Source organism: Aliihoeflea aestuarii, assembly GCF_024105665.1.
GTDB lineage: Bacteria > Pseudomonadota > Alphaproteobacteria > Rhizobiales > Rhizobiaceae > Aliihoeflea > Aliihoeflea aestuarii.
The window spans coordinates 150263-167670 of record NZ_JAAAMK010000002.1 but is presented as its reverse complement, the minus strand read 5'-3'; the positions used below and the strand labels follow the sequence as shown (position 1 = coordinate 167670).

The following is a 17408-nucleotide window of genomic DNA, read 5'->3' as shown; positions in this document are numbered from 1 at the left end:
GGCATGAACCATGCTTACTCTAACGCGAAACGAAGCCGAATGGCTCGTTTCCAGCTTATCGGAGGCCAAATTCGCATGAAAAAGATCGAGGCGATCATCAAGCCTTTCAAGCTCGATGAGGTGAAGGAAGCTCTTCAGGAAGTCGGGCTGCAAGGCATCACCGTAACTGAGGCGAAGGGTTTTGGCCGACAAAAAGGGCATACCGAGCTTTATAGGGGGGCGGAATATGTCGTCGACTTCCTTCCCAAGGTGAAGATCGAGGTGGTTCTGGGCGACGATCAGGTCGAGCAGGCAATCGAAGCCATCCGCAAGGCGGCCCAAACGGGGCGTATCGGCGATGGCAAGATTTTCGTCTCGAGCGTCGAGGAAGTCGTGCGTATCCGGACCGGCGAAACCGGCGTCGATGCGATCTAGCAGCGCGGAAATTTTCCATTCTTTACTGACAACTACAGGGAAATGATAAATGACTACAGCAAATGACATCCTGAAGCGGATCAAGGACGAAGACGTCAAGTTCGTTGACCTGCGCTTTACCGATCCCAAGGGCAAGCTGCAGCACGTCACGATGGACGTCACGGCCGTTGACGAAGACATGTTCGCCGATGGTGTCATGTTCGACGGTTCGTCCATCGGCGGCTGGAAGGCGATCAACGAATCCGACATGGTTCTCATGCCCGACACCGAGACGGCCCATATGGACCCGTTCTTCGCGCAGTCGACCATGGTCATCGTCTGCGACATTCTCGATCCGGTGTCCGGCGAGTCCTACAACCGCGATCCGCGCGGGACGGCGAAGAAGGCCGAGGCCTATCTGCGTTCGGAAGGCTTTGGCGACGAGGTCTATGTCGGTCCTGAAGCCGAATTTTTCGTCTTCGACGACGTGAAGTACAAGGCCGATCCGTACAACACGGGCTTCAAGCTCGATTCGACCGAACTGCCGTCCAACGACGATTCCGACTATGAAACCGGCAATCTCGGCCACCGTCCTCGCGTCAAGGGCGGCTATTTCCCGGTTCCGCCGATCGATTCCCTGCAGGATATGCGCTCGGAAATGCTCTCCGTCATGTCGGAGATGGGTGTCGTCGTCGAAAAGCATCACCACGAGGTGGCGGCCGCACAGCACGAGCTCGGCATCAAGTTCGACACGCTGACCCGCAACGCGGACAAGATGCAGATCTACAAATACGTGATCCATCAGGTCGCCAACGCCTATGGCAAGACGGCGACCTTCATGCCAAAGCCGATCTATGGCGACAACGGCTCGGGCATGCACGTTCACCAGTCCATCTGGAAGGGTGGAAAGCCGACCTTCGCGGGCAACGAATATGCCGGCCTGTCGGAATCCTGCCTGTTCTACATCGGCGGCATCATCAAGCACGCAAAGGCGCTCAACGCCTTCACCAACCCGTCGACCAACTCGTACAAACGTCTGGTTCCCGGCTTCGAGGCGCCGGTCCTGCTCGCCTATTCGGCCCGCAACCGCTCGGCGTCCTGCCGCATCCCGTTCGGCAACTCGCCGAAGGCAAAGCGCGTCGAAGTTCGCTTCCCCGATCCGACCGCCAACCCGTATCTCGCTTTCGCGGCGATGCTGATGGCCGGCCTCGACGGTATCAAGAACAAGATTCATCCGGGCCAGGCCATGGACAAGGATCTCTACGATCTGCCGCCGAAGGAACTGAAGAAGATCCCGACCGTGTGTGCGTCGCTGCGCGAAGCGCTGCAGTCGCTCGACAAGGATCGTGGCTTCCTCAAGGCCGGCGGCGTGTTCGACGACGACCAGATCGACGCCTATATCGAATTGAAGATGGCCGAAGTGTTGCGTTTCGAAATGACGCCGCATCCGATCGAATTCGACATGTACTATTCGGTCTGATCCGAACCGGTGATCAAAGAAAAGGGCGGCTCCGGGCCGCCCTTTTCGTTTGCATGATCACACCGCTAAACCCAGTTGCGATGCCGTTGCGCAATCGTGTCCAGAACTGCCTCCGCGCCGATCTCGCCGGCTGGACGCTCGGTATGCAGTCTTTGCGCGATGATGTCGAAGCCGTGCAGTTGCGTCGCACGGGCTGGCGTGGCCGCCCAGATCTGCTCGATCGCGCGCGCAAGATAGGCTGGCCGCACATATTCGTTGTAGTATTCGGGAACGACCGGCCAGTCCGCGATCAGGTTCGGCAAGGACGCCGACCAGACCGTCACGAGCCGCATCAGCGCATGAAACACCGGGTCCGTCTTGTAACAGGCGAGCAGCGGAACGCGTGCAAGGGCGAGTTCGAGAGACACCGTTCCCGACGCGGCCAGCGCGGCGTCGGCGCGGCTGAACGCCTCGTATTTTTCGTCGGTCGCCTCGATCACGCGGGTTGGGACCGGCCATTCGGCGATCGCTTCGTGCACCTGCTCCGCCACTTTCGGAACGGTCGGGATGTCCACTTCGAACCGGTTGCCGCGCGCGGCAAGCTCCTTGACCGCCTCGCCGAACGGCTCGATCAGGCTTTTAACCTCGGACCGGCGCGAACCGGGCAGAACGAGCAAGGACTTCGTTCCCCAGGAGGGGTCGCCCCGATTCATCTGCGCTGCGGTCGTCTGGGCAAGCGCGGGATCGCGCGTCAGGCGATGCCCGACAAATGTGCCCTCAGGCCCGCCAAGGCGGTGCAGCTCGGTCGGTTCGAAAGGCAGAAGACAAAGGACATGGTCGATATAAGGCTTCATCTCGGCCGCCCGGCCCGGCCGCCAGGCCCATATGCTCGGGCAGACATAGTGGACTGTCGGCAAATCCGGCAGGATCGCGCGGACTTTGCGTGCGACGCGCAAGGAGAATTCGGGACTGTCGATCGTAATCAGGCAATCGGGCCGCTCGGCCGCGATGGACCGGGCCGTCTGGTTGAGACGGCCGATCAGGCGCGGCAGATCACGCAAAACGGCGGTGATGCCCACCAGCGCGATCTGCGAGGCGTCGAACAGCGAGTTCAGACCGCGCGCCTCGAGATGTCGCCCGCCGACCCCGACGAGTTCGATCGGCCGGCCGATCCGTTGCGCGATGGCGTCGATCAGGTCGCATCCCAGAAGATCGCCTGATTCCTCTCCCGCGACGATGGCGATCTTCAGTGGCTGCATGTCACTCGTCACCTTTCAGACCGTAGATGAATAAGCCCCGGTCGTTGGCGCGGGCCATCGTCGACGCGCAATCGAGGATGAGCGCGCGTCCTGCATCGAGCGCTATGCCGGTCAATCCGGCCGCAAATGCGGCGCTGACCGTATCGGGACCGATCGTCGGCAGGTCGACCCGCAATTCCTGCCCGGGCTTGGCGCATTTGACGAGGACGCCACCGGTTCGGCCCGCAAGGCGGCCGTGACCGCGCATTGCGGCAACGCGGTCCAGCAGGCCCTCGGTTCCCTCGATCCCCTCCAGTGCAATCGCGCGTCCGCCGATTGCCACTGCGGCCTGCCCGATGTCGAGCGCCCCGATTGCCCGTGCTGCGACGGCTGCGGCGCGAACATCGCGCATTTCGCTCGCATCAGGCTTGCGGACAGCGATCGCCCCCGTCCCGGCAACCAGGTCGGGAACGATTTCGTGGACACCGACGATCTTGATGCCGTGTGCTTCAAGATGCCCGATTACCGTGCGCAAAAGCACATCGTCGCCGGACGCAAGTGCCTTGGCCAGCCTCGGGAGAAAACCGAGCAGCGACCATGTCCATTTCACGTTGCGAAAGACAGGACGTCGCGCGACGCTGCCGGCCATGACAAGCCGGGTGACGCGCGCGGCTTTCAAAAGCGGAACGAGCCTGCCGAATTCCTCCAGCGGCAAGCGGACGTGATCATGACTGCGAAATATCTCGAGATCGTCGGCCTCGCCGTCGATCAGGACAAGATACGGGCTCAATCCCTGGCGGTTGAGACTTTGCAGAATCTCGACAGGCAGGTGACCGCCGCCGGCGATCAGTCCGATGCGCCCGTCGTCATGCCTCGTCATCGCCGCCGCCGCGGTCTTGAGCGGCAGGCATGGTGAAATGCCGTTTTCCGCTGACTTGCAGGAACGAGAGCATGTCCGCGATTGCGGCCGAATCCGGATATTTTTCGGCGACGAGCGGAATCGCGTCGGCAAGCGCGCGGCCGGACGCAAACAGCATCCTGTAGGCTGACCGCAACGCAAGGAGATCCGCGCGCGAATAGCCGGACCGCTTGATGCCGATGACGTTCAGGCCGCGCAGTTTCGCCCGGTCGCCGGTCACCATGCCATACGGAATGACATCCCGTTCCACACCGGACAGGCCGCCGATGAACGCGTGATGGCCGATACGCACGAACTGGTGGACGGCCGACAGGCCGCCGAACGTCACGAAATCACCGACCTCGCAATGGCCGCCCAGCACGGCGCCGTTCGCCATGGTGACATTGTCGCCCACCACGCAATCATGCGCGACATGCGACTGGGCCATGAAAAAGCCGTTCGACCCGATCGTCGTCGCCCCCGTCGAACTGTCCGTGCCGACATTGAAGGTCACGCCTTCGCGGATGATGCAACTGGCGCCGATGCTCAATGTCGTCCTGCCGCCCTTGTGGCGCACGCTTTGCGGCGCGCCGCCGAGGACTGCATTTTGAAAAATCTGGCACCCTGCCCCGATATAAGTCGCGCCCGTGATCGTGACATGGCTTGCCATTCGCACGCTATCACCGACCACCGATTCCGCGCCGATATGGCAAAAGGGGCCGATATGAACGCCCGCGCCGAGTTGCGCGCCGGCCTCGACCACAGCGGCCGGATGGACAAAGGTCTCGGCTGTCATTGCGTCAGGCCTGCTTCGGCGACATCATTGCGGAAATCTCCGCCTCCGCGACCTTTGCGCCCTCAACCTTCGCTTCGCACGCGAATTTCCAGATATTGCCGCGCTGCTTCAGCTTCTTGACGTGAAGCTCCAGCCTGTCGCCGGGGACCACTGGCTTGCGGAATTTCGCGCCGTCGATCGTCATGAAATAAACCAGCGGCGGCGCGGAGCCGCCAGCATTGTGTGCACAGATCGCGCCTGCCGTCTGCGCCATCGCTTCGACGATGAGCACACCCGGCATGACGGGTTGATCCGGAAAATGACCGGTGAAATGCGGCTCGTTCATCGTCACGTTCTTAATGCCGACCGCCGCGTCGTCGCCCTGAATATCGACGATCCGGTCGATCAGCAAAAACGGGTAGCGATGCGGAAGAAGTTTCAGCAAATCCTGAATGTTCAGGCGGTCGAGCGTCGTGGTTGTTGCCTCAGTCATCGCTGCCTTCCCTGGTCTTGCGCGAGCCGGAAACGAGTTTTCGGATGTAGGTGACTTCACGGAAGAAGTCCTTCATCGGCTGGGCGGGCATGCCCCCCCAGCGTCCGCCGTCCGGAATGTCGTGCATAACGCCGCTTGCCGCCGCAACGGCCGCCCCCGTGCCAATCGTGACATGATCGGCTAGGCCGACACGTCCACCCAGCATCACGTAGTCGCCAAGCGTCACGGAGCCGGACAGGCCGCAATGACCCGCGATCACGCAGCCGCGTCCAAGCCTTACATTGTGAGCGATCTGAACCAGATTATCGATCTTGGTGCCTTCGCCGATGATCGTGTCGGAAAGCGCGCCCCGGTCTATGGTGGTGTTGGCGCCGATCTCGACATCGTCCTGAATGATGACACGCCCGATTTGCGGCATCTTCTCTGGTCCGCGCGGGCCGGTGACGAAGCCGAACCCGTCCTGGCCGATCTGCGCGCCGCCATAGATGAAGACGCGATTTCCGACAAGCGCGTACTGGACCGAGACATTCGGGCCGATATAGCAGTCTCGCCCGACACGGCAGTTGCGGCCGATCACGGCATTCGAAGCGACGAGCGTTCCCGATCCGATTTCAGCCCCTGCCCCCACGATCGCTCCAGGCTCGATGATCGCACCGGCTTCGACGCTGGCGGACTGATCCACATAGGCACGATCCGACACGCCCGTTTCAGAGGTGAGCGGCGCAGGCCGAACGGCGGTGGGAAACAGGAGACGGCCGACGGTGGCGAAGGCATATTGCGGCTTTTTGGAAACGAGAACGGCGATACCCGCAGGTGCCTGGTCCGCGATATCGGCCGTACAAAGCACCGCCGTCGCTTTCAGGTTCGCCAGATAATGCGCGTTGCGTTTGCCGTCGACGAAGACAAGCGCTCCCTCGCCGGTTTCGGCGAGAGAGGTAATGCGGTCGACCGGCGTTTGCGCATAAGCGGCATTGGCGAGATCGGCACCCGTAAGCGCCGCGATCTCGCCAACCGTAAAGGTTCTTGCCGGCTCAAAGAAGAGCGGATCAGTCATTCATGCCTGCACTTTCGGGGCATCATCTGCCCCGAAAGCTCTAAAGCCCCTAGAATCGGGTGGACATACCGAAGCTGAAGTTCTGGACGTCGTCCGAATCTTCCTTAGCCACCGGCACGGCGTAATCGACGCGGATCGGACCGAAGGGCGACGCCCACAGAAGACCGACACCGACCGAGGCGCGCAGTGCGGACTGGTCGCCCTGCACAATAAAGTTGTCACCGCCGCCTCTGTTGACGAGCACCGAATCCGGTACGCCGTAGAGTGTCGCCGCATCCGCAAAGACCGCACCGCGGAAGCCGAGGCTTTCCGGCAGGCCCGGAACCGGGAACTGCGCTTCTGCCGAAGCGTGGAAATAGGTCGTGCCACCGATGTGATCGATCCGACCGTTTCCTGCCTCCGAAAACGCACCGATACCGTTGAAATCGAAACCACGAATGATGCGGTCATTAGAACGAAACAGATCGAAGACTCGCAAGCCATCGTCGCCATAGCCTTCGATGTGCCCGGCACCGGCCGTCAAGACACCGACGATGTCGAGTTCTTCCGAAAGCGTCTGGTAGTAGCTGCCGCGCGCCGTGAACTTGACCCATTGTGCGTCGCCGCCCAGACCCGCGACTTCCGTCGTAAAGACCGAGTAGATGCCGTTGCGCGGATTCTGCATGTTGTCGATCGTGTTGAACACGAGACCGGCGCTGACCGACGACTTTCTCCACGGGCTTTGGTTGATGATCGCGTCCTGCAGGATAGGCGAGATGTTTAACTGACAATCCGGCCTCAGAACACCATCTACTGGCTCGCAACCATCGCGGAAATTGTACTCTTCCTGCGAGTAGTTGTACGCGAGTTGCGTCGTCAGCGCCTCAGTGATCGGCAGGCCGAAGCGGATCGTGCCGCCGGTCGCTTCAGTCTCGTAGTTATCAAAACGACGCGTGTTGCGGAAGATGTCGAAACCCGCCGAAATGCGGCGTCCAAGGAAGTACGGCTCGGTGAAGGACAGCGCGATGTCGCGCGAATCCCGGCCGCCACCGGCCGAAAGACGGATGAACTGACCGCGCCCGAGGAAGTTGCGCTCCTGCACCGATCCTTCCAGCGAGAAGCCGGAACCGCGATTGTTGGTCTCGCCGGTCGAATAGCCAGCACCGATCGAGAATTCACCCGTCGGCTTCTCGACCACTTCAACGATCATCACGACCTGATCGGGCTGCGAGCCCGGGGCGGTCGCGATATTGACCGTCTCGAAATAGTCGAGACGCTCGATGCGGCGGCGTGCACGCTGCACGAGGACCTGGTTGAAGGCGTCGCCTTCGCTGAGGTCGAACTCGCGACGGATCACGTAGTCGCGCGTGCGCGTGTTGCCACGGATTTCGATACGTTCGATGTAAGCGCGCGGACCTTCGTCGATCACATAGGTGACGTCGATGGTGCGGTTCTCAAAGTTGCGATTGCCGCGCGGGGTCACCTGCGCGAACGCATAGCCCGAGCCGGCGACGTCTTCGGTCAGCCCAACGATGGAGCTTTCGACGTTCTGCGCGCTGTAGACGCGGCCTTCACGGGTGTCGAGGCTGGAGCGGTAGGCTTCGGTATCGACGCCAGGTACCGTGCTTTCGACCAGAACCTGACCGAACGTGTAGCGCTCGCCCTCATCGATGGTAAAGACGATCGAATACTCGTTCGAGGCTTCGTCGAGCTGGCCGTTCGCCGAGATGATACGGAAATCGGCATAGCCGCGATTGAAATAGAAACGGCGTAGCGCTTCTTCATCGGCGCGCAGGCGATTTTCGTCATAGATGTCGTTGCGGGTCAGCCAGGACAGGAAGTTCGACTGCTTGGTCGCAATGACGTCGCGCAGGCGGCCGTCACCGAATGCCTGATTGCCCTCGAACGTGATCGACCCGATCTTGGTGCGGCCGCCTTCGTTGATCTGGTAGACGACGTTGACGCGGTTCTCGCCGAGATCGACGGTCTCCGCCGTCACAGTCGTGTTCTCGCGACCGACGCGGGCATAGGCCTGACGGATCGCCTCGACATCGGAATTCAGCGCATCGGCGGAATAGGCGCCGCGCGGGCGAAGCTGAACAGCGGCGGTAAGCGCGTCATCCTTGACGCGCGAATTGCCCTGGAAGATGACCTGGTTGACCACCGAATATTCGGAGACCTCCACAACCAGGGCCGAGCCGACCTGATTGATGCGCACATCCGAGAAAAGGCGTGTTTCGAAAAGACGGACGACAGCCGCGTTCACATCCGCGCTGCTGAACTGCTCACCGGGACGAATGCCCAGATTGCCGATGATCGTGTCGTTGCTGACGCGCTGATTGCCGCGAACGTCGATCCGGTTGACCACCGCGGCATAGGCCGCGTTCGTTCCGGCAAGTTGTACCGATACCGATCCCGTCACGACGATCGCCGCCGTGAGTGCCATCGCCGACGCGGCGCTCTTGAAACTCGAAGCTGCCTTCATTTGGCTTACAAACCTTTTGTTCTCGTTGTCCCCGTGCCGAGAATGGACCGGACCAGCCGCAAAACCCCGTACGGTATTAACCGGATTTTCCCTACACGCAAGGCTGCCGGTTAATTTGCATTTACTAAGTCAGAAAGCGTGGCATTCGCGTCACGCAAAATCGCGTTCATGGTAAATGGAGTTTGAATTTCAGCAGTTTCGAGCCCCGCCGGCATCAACATCCAAAAATATCGTTCCAGAAAACGAACGCCATGAAAGCGAGCACCGCAAGCATCCCGACCTTGTAGAAACCCTCCATCACGCGTTCCGACACCGGCCGGCCGCGAACGGCTTCAGCGGCATAGAAGACGAGATGGCCCCCGTCCAGTGGTGGTATGGGAAGAAGGTTGAGAAAACCTATTCCTACAGACAAAAGCGCGATCAGTTGGACAAGCCAGAGCGGTCCAAGCGCCGCCGCCTGCCCGGACATCTCGGCAATGCGCACCGGCCCGCCGAGTTGGCACCTGTCCTCGCGCCCGGCCACGAATCGCTGGAGGAACTGCCCCGTGCGCGCGATGATATAGCCCGTTTCGCTGACCGCCTCGCCGAGCGCCTCGACGGGCCCATAGCTGATCTGGCGCGGTTGGCCGAGTTCCTCGTTGTTGACCACACCGATGACGCCGATGCGAATCGTGTTGCCGAGCCCGTCGGCTTGCTCGGACAGTTCCGGTGTCGCCGTCAGTTCGATTTCCTGGCCGTCGCGCAGCATGACGAACCGAAGCGGATCGCCCGCTCGCGCCGACACCACGCGCTGAACGTCGCCGAAGGTCGCGATTCGAGATCCGTTGACCGTTACGAACCGATCTCCCGGTTCGAATCCGGCCTCCGCCGCGGGGCTGTCGGGACGCACCTCGGCCACGACCGGCTCGGAAACGAAGCGGCCATAGATTCCGAACATCACGGCGAAGACGGCAATGGTCAGGAGAAAATTGAAAAGCGGGCCGGCTACGACGGTGGCGGCCCTTTTCCAGACGGGCTGCGTGTGGAAAGCGACGCGTTGCTCCGCCTCGGTCAGCTTTTCCGTTTGCTCCGGATCGGGCTCGCTCGTCACGCTCATGTCGCCGACGAACTTGACGTAACCGCCGAGCGGTATCGCCGAAAGCTTCCAGCGGGTGCCATGCCTGTCGTTGAAACCGAAAATCTCGGGACCGAAGCCGATCGAAAATGCCTGGACGCCGATGCCGCACCAGCGGCCGACGAGGTAGTGGCCCATCTCGTGCACGAACACGACGACGGCGAGTACCAGGAAGAACGGTACGAGCGTTCCCAGGATAAGCCCGCCCGACCCGAATATACCCGTCAGGAAATCCAATTCACTGCCCCTTCATTGCCCCGTGCCGCGCTTCCCTGCAGGTCAATCGCGGCGTTTCGGTGATCCATCGACGACTGTCAGAAAAACGCCAGAGCCGGCGCGTCCGGATCGATGAGAATCGCACCGACGACATAAAGGACCAGACCGGCGGCGACCAGACCGTCCACGCGGTCCATCACGCCGCCATGTCCAGGTATGATGTGGCTGGAATCCTTGACCTGAAAGCGGCGCTTCAACCAGGACTCGAACAGATCGCCGATTTGCGAGATCACCGAAAGAAGAAGAATCAGCCCGATGGTCGCCGGAATGGAAAGCCGAGTATCCATGACGAGCGCCGCAGCCAATCCCAGAATCAACGCCGCGAACGTTCCCCCGATGGCCCCGGACCATGTCTTTCCCGGCGAGATCGCAGGCGCCAGCTTCGGCCCCCGCAGGGCCTTGCCGACGAAATAGGCCAGGATGTCGGTCGCCCAGACCACGACGAACAGGAAAACGACGGTCTTGAAACCCTCCAGTCCCGTCCCGCGCAAGAGAGCAAGCGACAAACCCGCCATCCCGGCATAAAGCAGCCCGGCAGCGTTCCATCGCGAGGCGCCGAGAGCCGGCGCGGCCATTGCTGACAATGCCGCCAGCGCCGCGACAATCGAGAGGCTCGTGAGACCGTCGGGAATCATCAAAATGACGACACAGACGGCCAGCATGAGGCCGAACGAGAGTTGCCTGTCGGCCGTGGTTCCGTCGGCTCTGGCCATTTGCAGCCATTCGTAGAAGACGGCGGCAGCGATCACGACGCACACAAGCCGGAACGTCAATCCGCCGATCCATGTCGCGGTCAGCGCCACGACGATCATCACGACGGCGGATACGATCCGCAGTTGCAGCTCTCTTGTCAGAAAGCTGCCGTTCGCCGCCGTCATGAAAGGGCCTCGCGAGCGGCGACCGCTCCAAATCGACGGTCCCGATCGGCGTAGATCGCAAGCGCGTGGTCCAGTTGCGACCGGTCGAAATCCGGCCAGAAGCACGGCAGGAATACGAATTCGGAATAGGCCGCCTGCCAGAGCAGGAAGTTCGACAGGCGTTGCTCGCCGCTGGTGCGTATGATGAGGTCGGGGTCGGGAATATCGGCCGTATCGAGCGCACCCGAGAGCATTTCGGGCGTGATCGAGTGGGGATCGAGGTGCCCGTCGGCGGCCATTTGCGACAGATGCCGCGCCGCGCGTACGATTTCGTCTCGTGCCCCGTAGTTGAAGGCGATCACCAGGTTCATGGCGGTGTTCACGCGCGTCAGCGCCTCGGCATCCGTGATGAGTTCGAGAATGTCGGGTGCGAGCGTATCGCGGTTGCCGATCATGCGGACGCGCACGCCGTTACGATGAAGCTGGGCGAGATCGCGCCTGATGAAAAGTTTCAAAAGCCCCATGAGATCGTTGATCTCGGACGCCGGCCGCGACCAGTTTTCCGACGAAAAGGCGTAGATGGTCAGCCAGCGCGCGCCGCTGTCACCGACATTTTGAACCGCCTGCCGCAATGCCTCGACGCCCGCGCGATGGCCGGCGCTGCGCGGCAGGCCGCGCGACTGCGCCCAGCGCCCATTGCCATCCATGATGATTGCGATATGCGCGGGACTTGTCACCGGCCCTCCAATCGACCTGTGCGCCGGTCAAGGGTCGAAACCCTAGACCTGCATGATCTCTGCTTCCTTGTCGGCAAGCAGTGCGTCGATCTGCTTGATCGTCTCGTCCGTCAGCTTCTGGACGCGCTCCGACTGGACCTTGGAATCATCTTGGCTGATCGCGCCGTCCTTCTCCGCCTTTTTGGCGACCTCCATCCCGTCGCGGCGTACGTGACGCACGGCCACCTTTGCCTGCTCGGTATATTGATGCGCGATCTTGGCGAGGTCGCGCCGGCGATCTTCGTTGAGTTCAGGCAGAGGGATACGCAGATTGGTACCGTCCACGATCGGGTTGAGGCCGAGATTCGACTCGCGGATGGCGCGGTCGACGGCACCGACGAGTTGCTTGTCCCAGATGGAAACCGCCAGCATGCGCGATTCGGGAACCGTCACCGTCGCGACCTGATTGATCGGCATCGGCGCACCGTAAGCCTGAACCATGACCGGATCGAGGAGGTTGCTCGACGCACGTCCCGTGCGCAGCGAGGCAAGATCGTTCTTGAACGCCGAAATCGCCCCGTCCATCCTGCGTTGCAAATCCTTGAAGTCCACGCCTTCGCTCATCATCGTCTCCTCATGCCGGCACTGCCGGTTCGTCTCGTTCTCAGGAACGGCCCTGCTGTTTGTCAGGCGTCCGCAACAATCGTGCAGCGCCCGCTCCCGCGCAAAATGGCGCCTAGACCGCCCTGCTCGTGAATCGAGTAGACGATTATCGGAATGTGGTTCTCGCGCGCAAGCGCAATCGCCGCCGTATCCATGATCGCCAGGCCCTTCACCAGCACTTCTTCATGCGTGATCGTATCGTATCGGGTGGCGGCCGGGTCTTTCTTGGGATCGGCCGAGTAGACACCGTCGACCTGCGTCCCTTTCAAAAGCGCATCCGCACCGATCTCGGCTGCGCGCAGGGCAGCGGCGGAATCGGTCGTGAAGAAGGGGTTGCCGGTGCCACCCGCGAAGATCACGACCTTGCCCTGATCCATGTAGGCGGTCGCCTGACGCTGCGAGAAGCTTTCGCACAGTTCGGGCATGGCAATGGCCGAAAGAACCACGGAATCGACGCCAAGCTTGATCAGGGACGTGCGCAGCGCCAGCGAGTTGATGACGGTGGCGAGCATGCCCATATGGTCGCCCGTTACGCGGTCGCCGCCCTTGGAGGCGACGGCCACACCGCGAAAGATATTTCCGCCGCCGATCACAATGCCGACTTCCACGCCCATCGAACGTGCTTCGGCGATGTCGGCTGCAATCTGGTCCACGACGGAAACGTCGATCCCGAATCCTTGCGAGCCCATCAGTGCCTCGCCCGAAGCCTTGAGAAGAATGCGCTTGTATTTCGGCAGGTTCATGAATCTCTCGCGTGGCGGCAATGATCGGTTGGTACCATGATGTCATCCGAAAACCGGTCCCCGCTTCTCGGCATCATGGTCTGAAGAAGGCGCATGTCAGATACACGAAAGGGCACCGCCATGCGATGCCCTTTGCGCGTTTCCTGCGTAAGCCGGATTACTTCTTGGCGACTGCGGCCACTTCGGCCGCAAAGTCCGTCTCTTCCTTCTCGATGCCCTCGCCGAGTGCGAAGCGTACGAAACCTGTCAGCTTCGCGGGCGCGCCGATTTCCTTTTCAGCATCGGCAAGCGCCTTCTCGACGGTCACGTCCGGGTTCATGACGAAGCCCTGCTTCAAGAGCACGACTTCCTCATAGAACTTGCGCATGCGGCCTTCGACCATCTTCTCGATGATGTTTTCCGGCTTGCCCGACTGGCGGGCCTGCTCGGAGAAGACGGCCTTCTCGCGCTCGACCGCGGACGGATCGACTTCGTCGGCCGTCAGGGCAAGCGGATTTGTCGCCGCGACGTGCATCGCCACCTGACGCGCGAAGGCGCGCGCAGCATCCGCATTGCCGGTCGTCTCGATGGCTACGAGCACGCCAAGCTTGCCGAGATTGTCGGCAACCGAATTGTGCACATAGCTGGCGACGGCACCGCTCGAAACGGAAAGTCTGGTCGAACGGCGCAGGTTCATGTTCTCGCCGATCGTGCCGATCGCGTCCTTGATCGTGTCGGTGACCGACTTTTCGCCACCCGGATATGTCGCCGCCCCCACCGCATCGGTCGAACCGTCGGTGGTCAGGGCCACCTCGGCAACTTTGCGCACGATCTCCTGAAACGCGTCGTTGCGGGCAACGAAGTCGGTCTCGGAATTGACCTCGACGACGACCGCGCTGGTCGCGTCGGCGGCGACGCCGATCAGGCCCTCGGCCGCGGTGCGGCCCGCTTTCTTGTCGGCCTTGGCGATACCCTTGGCCCGCAACCAGTCGACGGCGGCCTCGAGGTCGCCATTGGTTTCGGCCAGTGCCGTCTTACAGTCCATCATGCCCGCGCCCGTCATGTCACGGAGCTGTTTGACCAGTGCAGCAGAAATGCTCATCGTCGCCTCTTCAATTTCATCAGTTCATAAATGGCGCGGCGCACCGTGGAGAATTCCAGGTGCGCCGTTCGCCTCGTTCAATTCAGCGTACAGCCTTAGCTTGCCTTGCCTTCTTCCGCGGGCGTCTCGTCGAGTGCGGGCTCGACAGGCGCTTCGGCCGAAGCGCCGACGTCGACGCCCATGGCGCCCTGCTGACGCGCGATACCGTCGATCGCCGCCTTGGCGACCAGATCGCAATAGAAGGAGATGGCGCGCGCGGCGTCGTCATTGCCCGGAATCGGATAGTCGACCTTGTCCGGATCGCAGTTCGAATCGATGATCGCGACGACCGGGATACCAAGGCGGCGCGCTTCCTGAATGGCGATCGCTTCCTTGTTGGTGTCGATCACGAACATCAGGTCTGGGGTCGAACCCATGTCCTTGATGCCGCCCAGTGCGCGGTTGAGCTTCTCGCGCTCGCGGTCGAGCGTCAGGCGCTCCTTCTTGGTGAAGCCCTGGGCTTCGCCGGCGAGCAGTTCGTCGAGCTTGCGAAGGCGCTGGATCGAGTTCGAAATCGTCTTCCAGTTGGTGAGCATGCCGCCCAGCCAGCGCGAGTTGACGTAATACTGCGCGGAGCGCTCGGCAGCGTCGGCGACGATCTCGGACGCCTGGCGCTTGGTGCCGACGAACAGAACGCGGCCGCCGCGGGCGACGGTGTCGGACACGACCTTCAGCGCCTGGTTCAGGAGCGGAACCGTCTGCGACAGGTCGATGATGTGAATGTTGTTGCGGGCGCCGAAGATATAGGGCGCCATCTTCGGGTTCCAGCGGTGAGTCTGGTGGCCGAAGTGAACACCAGCTTCAAGAAGCTGGCGCATGCTGAAATCAGGCTTAGCCATCGTTATTTTCCTTTCCGGTTGGCCTCCACGGATGTCAGGCGGAAAAACCGCCACCGGAGGTCGAGGCCGGATTTCTCCCGACGCCAACCCATCACCCGTGTGTGGAATGGCCGCGCATATAGCGGCAATGGATCAAGTATGCAACCCGCAGCCCGAGGGCTATTGCGCGCAGTCGTCCGGCGCATCGAACATTTCGAGATCGACGATCCGGCCCTGGATCGAAAAGTCGCCATAGTCCATCGTCAGGTCGCGCGTGATGCCGCTCTCATAGAGCTTGAACGAGATGCGGTAGGTCGGCGTCCCCTCGCCCTGGATATCGCCGAGGTCGAAATAGGCGATGTCGACGGGCCAGAACTCCTCCGATTCGATCGCGGCGATTGCGCCACTTTCGGGATCGTCCCCGGCCAGAGCGGTCTTCTTGCCGAGAATGACGGTGGTCGTCATGACGCTGTCGCCATCTTCCGAGCCGTCATAGATCGTCGTTTCGAAGAAGTTCTCGCCGCTGTTTGCCCTTTCCAGAACCTCCAGCAGATGCTGGCTGGGAAACTGCGACCGCTCCAGCTCGTACTCGACCGACTCGGGCTCTTCCATGGCGACGCGCGTTTCGGTTTCGGTCATCTCTGCCGAGCCGCGCACCTCCTTGTCGAGATTGGTATCGACGAAAGAACGCGTGACGAAAGAATATTCCGATCCGTCGCCCGCCTCGAAGGTCGTCGTCTGCTGATCCGTCGTGCGGACCATTTCGCTTGCTTCGATACGGGTGACGAATCGGAACGTCACCGTATATCCGTCGCATGCCGAACCATTGAATTCGTAGACCATGCGTCCGGAAAGTCCGGTGACACCCGAACTGTCCGTTGCGTCGGCGAGCGCCAGATCATAAACCGCACGATGCGGGAGAAGAGGCGCGGCCATTGCTTCCAACGGCAGGAACGGCAGGGCGCAGCTTGCCAGGATCGCAAGGCGTGGCAGGGACATTCGGTTCTCCCGATTGGGTGCAAGGTCGGATATGCCGGCACCTGAATGCGTTTTCGTGGCGGAAGCGAGGCGATTTTTGCCGCCACTTTCATCGACAAGGATCACATGATGACCGACACAATCAATAGCCGCCTGGAAAAGCTTGGAATCACTCTTCCGCAGGCAGCGGCCCCGGCCGCCAACTATCTGCCCTTTATGATCAGCGGCGATCTCGTCTTCACGGCCGGTCAACTGCCGCTGAAGGACGGCACGCTGGCAGCCAAGGGCCGGGTCGGGCGCGATCTCGACGTTGCCTCCGCACAGGAGGCCGCACGACTTTGCGCGATCAACGTGCTGGCACAGGCCAAGTCCGCGCTGGGTGACCTCGAACGAATCGCGCGCGTCGTCAAGATCACCGTGTTCGTGGCGTCCGAGGCCGATTTCACCGAGCAGCATCTCGTCGCCAATGGCGCGTCCAACCTTCTGGTCGAGGTGCTGGGAGAAGCCGGCAAACATGCGCGTTCGGCGGTCGGTGTCGCCTCGTTGCCGCTCGATGCGGCGGTCGAGGTCGAGGCCGTCTTCGAGATCGCGAAGAACTGACATGGCGAATCTCGACTGGCTTACCGCGCGCCCGATCGCGCATCGCGGCTTCCATGACCTCAACAAGACCCGCTGGGAAAACACGCTGTCGGCCTTTCGCGCCGCGATCGATCGCGACTATGCCATCGAATGCGACGTGCATCTGTCGTCGGACGGCGTTCCGGTCGTCTTTCACGATCACGATCTGAAACGTCTTGCGGGAATCGATGGCCGCGTCTTCGAAAAGACCGCCACGCAATTGGCCGATCTGCGGATCGGCGGCACGGACGATCACGCGCCCACGTTGAAGGAGATGCTCGATCTCGTCGCAGGCCGCGTGCCGCTCGTCATCGAACTCAAGGGCACGCAGGGCGAGGATGACGGGCTGGTCGCGGCCTGCGCCGCGCTCCTGCGTGCCTATTCCGGCCCTGCAGCCATCATGTCCTTCGACCACTGGCTGGTCCGGCAGTTCGGCACCGAAGCGGCCGGCATTCCTGCGGGCCTCACGGCCCACGGCAACAAGCCGGAAGAACTGGAAGCGCATTTTTCCATGCTCGCGCATCCGATCTCGTTCGTCTCGTGGGGCGTTCACGATTTGCCGAGCCCGTTCGTTACCTTCGTCCGTGACAAGCTCTCCATGCCAGTGATCACCTGGACCGTGCGAGATGAAAAATCGCGGCAGGCGACGCAAGCCCATGCCGATCAGATGACGTTCGAAGGCTTCGATCCGGACGGCCGCGATACGCTCTGACCTTGCAACCGGCATCCCG

At 61.5% G+C, this 17408-nt stretch carries 18 protein-coding genes; 4 read left to right on the top strand and 14 right to left on the bottom strand.

Translation table 11 applies throughout. From position 1 onward, the window contains the following. Nucleotides 1-75 precede the first annotated feature (75 nt). Together GTW25_RS05065 and glnA are read left to right on the top strand one after the other, a co-directional pair. A complete protein-coding gene (locus GTW25_RS05065) occupies nt 76-414 on the top strand; it encodes a P-II family nitrogen regulator (RefSeq protein ID WP_252910880.1) in 339 nt (112 codons plus the stop codon). A gap of 49 nt (nt 415-463) precedes the next feature. Further along, nucleotides 464-1873: a type I glutamate--ammonia ligase gene (gene glnA / locus GTW25_RS05060; protein ID WP_252910879.1), complete on the top strand. Its 1410-nt coding sequence runs from the start codon at nt 464-466 to the stop codon at nt 1871-1873. A gap of 65 nt (nt 1874-1938) precedes the next feature. Here glnA and GTW25_RS05055 read toward each other — a convergent pair whose 3' ends face one another. The 14 genes from GTW25_RS05055 to GTW25_RS04990 all read right to left on the bottom strand — a co-directional run bounded on the left by GTW25_RS05055 (nt 1939) and on the right by GTW25_RS04990 (nt 16080). After that, nucleotides 1939-3111, bottom strand: a complete 1173-nt coding sequence (locus tag GTW25_RS05055; RefSeq protein ID WP_252910878.1) for a lipid-A-disaccharide synthase — start codon at nt 3109-3111, stop codon at nt 1939-1941. A 1-nt stretch (nt 3112) separates the two neighbouring features. Then, nucleotides 3113-3970, bottom strand: a complete 858-nt coding sequence (locus GTW25_RS05050; protein WP_252910877.1) for an LpxI family protein — start codon at nt 3968-3970, stop codon at nt 3113-3115. Beyond that, nucleotides 3957-4784 (bottom strand): acyl-ACP--UDP-N-acetylglucosamine O-acyltransferase, encoded by an 828-nt coding sequence (lpxA, locus tag GTW25_RS05045; RefSeq protein WP_252910876.1) that lies wholly within the window; start codon nt 4782-4784, stop codon nt 3957-3959. The genes GTW25_RS05050 and lpxA overlap by 14 nt, the downstream gene beginning before the upstream one ends. A 4-nt stretch (nt 4785-4788) precedes the next feature. After that, the gene (fabZ, locus tag GTW25_RS05040) at nt 4789-5256 is read right to left on the bottom strand and encodes a 3-hydroxyacyl-ACP dehydratase FabZ (protein WP_252910875.1); all 468 of its coding nucleotides are present in this window, start codon (nt 5254-5256) and stop codon (nt 4789-4791) included. Continuing rightward, nucleotides 5249-6310, bottom strand: coding sequence for a UDP-3-O-(3-hydroxymyristoyl)glucosamine N-acyltransferase (gene lpxD / locus GTW25_RS05035; RefSeq protein WP_252910874.1), 1062 nt, complete (start codon nt 6308-6310; stop codon nt 5249-5251). Before lpxD ends, fabZ begins: the two co-directional genes overlap by 8 nt. A 49-nt stretch (nt 6311-6359) precedes the next feature. Further along, nucleotides 6360-8774 carry an outer membrane protein assembly factor BamA gene (gene bamA, locus GTW25_RS05030; RefSeq protein ID WP_252910873.1) on the bottom strand — a complete coding sequence of 805 codons (2415 nt, stop codon included), beginning with the start codon at nt 8772-8774 and terminating at the stop codon, nt 6360-6362. Between the two features lie 214 nt (nt 8775-8988). Next, nucleotides 8989-10125 (bottom strand): RIP metalloprotease RseP, encoded by a 1137-nt coding sequence (rseP, locus tag GTW25_RS05025; RefSeq protein ID WP_252910872.1) that lies wholly within the window; start codon nt 10123-10125, stop codon nt 8989-8991. Between the two features lie 77 nt (nt 10126-10202). Then, a complete protein-coding gene (locus tag GTW25_RS05020; RefSeq protein WP_252910871.1) occupies nt 10203-11042 on the bottom strand; it encodes a phosphatidate cytidylyltransferase in 840 nt (279 codons plus the stop codon). Then, complete coding sequence (locus GTW25_RS05015; protein WP_252910870.1) at nt 11039-11758, bottom strand: isoprenyl transferase; 720 nt, start codon at nt 11756-11758, stop codon at nt 11039-11041. Before GTW25_RS05015 ends, GTW25_RS05020 begins: the two co-directional genes overlap by 4 nt. Nucleotides 11759-11800: 42 nt before the next feature. Next, nucleotides 11801-12361, bottom strand: coding sequence for a ribosome recycling factor (gene frr, locus GTW25_RS05010; protein ID WP_252910869.1), 561 nt, complete (start codon nt 12359-12361; stop codon nt 11801-11803). A gap of 62 nt (nt 12362-12423) precedes the next feature. Next, on the bottom strand, nt 12424-13143 hold the full coding sequence (pyrH, locus tag GTW25_RS05005) for a UMP kinase (protein WP_252910868.1): 720 nt from the start codon (nt 13141-13143) through the stop codon (nt 12424-12426). Between the two features lie 157 nt (nt 13144-13300). Next, the gene (gene tsf / locus GTW25_RS05000; protein ID WP_252910867.1) at nt 13301-14224 is read right to left on the bottom strand and encodes a translation elongation factor Ts; all 924 of its coding nucleotides are present in this window, start codon (nt 14222-14224) and stop codon (nt 13301-13303) included. Nucleotides 14225-14319: 95 nt separating this feature from the next. Continuing rightward, nucleotides 14320-15102, bottom strand: coding sequence for a 30S ribosomal protein S2 (gene rpsB, locus GTW25_RS04995; RefSeq protein WP_252910866.1), 783 nt, complete (start codon nt 15100-15102; stop codon nt 14320-14322). A gap of 159 nt (nt 15103-15261) precedes the next feature. Then, on the bottom strand, nt 15262-16080 hold the full coding sequence (locus GTW25_RS04990) for a cell envelope integrity EipB family protein (RefSeq protein WP_252910865.1): 819 nt from the start codon (nt 16078-16080) through the stop codon (nt 15262-15264). 108 nt (nt 16081-16188) lie between these two features. Here GTW25_RS04990 and GTW25_RS04985 point away from each other — a divergent pair, with 108 nt between their 5' ends. Together GTW25_RS04985 and GTW25_RS04980 are read left to right on the top strand one after the other, a co-directional pair. After that, nucleotides 16189-16659 carry a RidA family protein gene (locus tag GTW25_RS04985; protein WP_252910864.1) on the top strand — a complete coding sequence of 157 codons (471 nt, stop codon included), beginning with the start codon at nt 16189-16191 and terminating at the stop codon, nt 16657-16659. A 1-nt stretch (nt 16660) separates the two neighbouring features. Then, nucleotides 16661-17389 (top strand): glycerophosphodiester phosphodiesterase, encoded by a 729-nt coding sequence (locus GTW25_RS04980; RefSeq protein ID WP_252910863.1) that lies wholly within the window; start codon nt 16661-16663, stop codon nt 17387-17389. Nucleotides 17390-17408: the final 19 nt, after the last annotated feature.

Coding starts and splice junctions, on each gene's coding strand:
- GTW25_RS05020 (WP_252910871.1), bottom strand. CDS start 11,042: ATGACGGCGGCGAACGGCAGCTTTCTGACAAGAGAGCTGCAACTGCGG.
- bamA (WP_252910873.1), bottom strand. CDS start 8,774: ATGAAGGCAGCTTCGAGTTTCAAGAGCGCCGCGTCGGCGATGGCACTC.
- rpsB (WP_252910866.1), bottom strand. CDS start 15,102: ATGGCTAAGCCTGATTTCAGCATGCGCCAGCTTCTTGAAGCTGGTGTT.
- GTW25_RS04980 (WP_252910863.1), top strand. CDS start 16,661: ATGGCGAATCTCGACTGGCTTACCGCGCGCCCGATCGCGCATCGCGGC.
- GTW25_RS05050 (WP_252910877.1), bottom strand. CDS start 3,970: ATGACGAGGCATGACGACGGGCGCATCGGACTGATCGCCGGCGGCGGT.
- tsf (WP_252910867.1), bottom strand. CDS start 14,224: ATGAGCATTTCTGCTGCACTGGTCAAACAGCTCCGTGACATGACGGGC.
- pyrH (WP_252910868.1), bottom strand. CDS start 13,143: ATGAACCTGCCGAAATACAAGCGCATTCTTCTCAAGGCTTCGGGCGAG.
- GTW25_RS05065 (WP_252910880.1), top strand. CDS start 76: ATGAAAAAGATCGAGGCGATCATCAAGCCTTTCAAGCTCGATGAGGTG.
- GTW25_RS05055 (WP_252910878.1), bottom strand. CDS start 3,111: ATGCAGCCACTGAAGATCGCCATCGTCGCGGGAGAGGAATCAGGCGAT.
- frr (WP_252910869.1), bottom strand. CDS start 12,361: ATGAGCGAAGGCGTGGACTTCAAGGATTTGCAACGCAGGATGGACGGG.
- GTW25_RS04990 (WP_252910865.1), bottom strand. CDS start 16,080: ATGTCCCTGCCACGCCTTGCGATCCTGGCAAGCTGCGCCCTGCCGTTC.
- GTW25_RS04985 (WP_252910864.1), top strand. CDS start 16,189: ATGACCGACACAATCAATAGCCGCCTGGAAAAGCTTGGAATCACTCTT.
- lpxA (WP_252910876.1), bottom strand. CDS start 4,784: ATGACAGCCGAGACCTTTGTCCATCCGGCCGCTGTGGTCGAGGCCGGC.
- fabZ (WP_252910875.1), bottom strand. CDS start 5,256: ATGACTGAGGCAACAACCACGACGCTCGACCGCCTGAACATTCAGGAT.
- lpxD (WP_252910874.1), bottom strand. CDS start 6,310: ATGACTGATCCGCTCTTCTTTGAGCCGGCAAGAACCTTTACGGTTGGC.
- glnA (WP_252910879.1), top strand. CDS start 464: ATGACTACAGCAAATGACATCCTGAAGCGGATCAAGGACGAAGACGTC.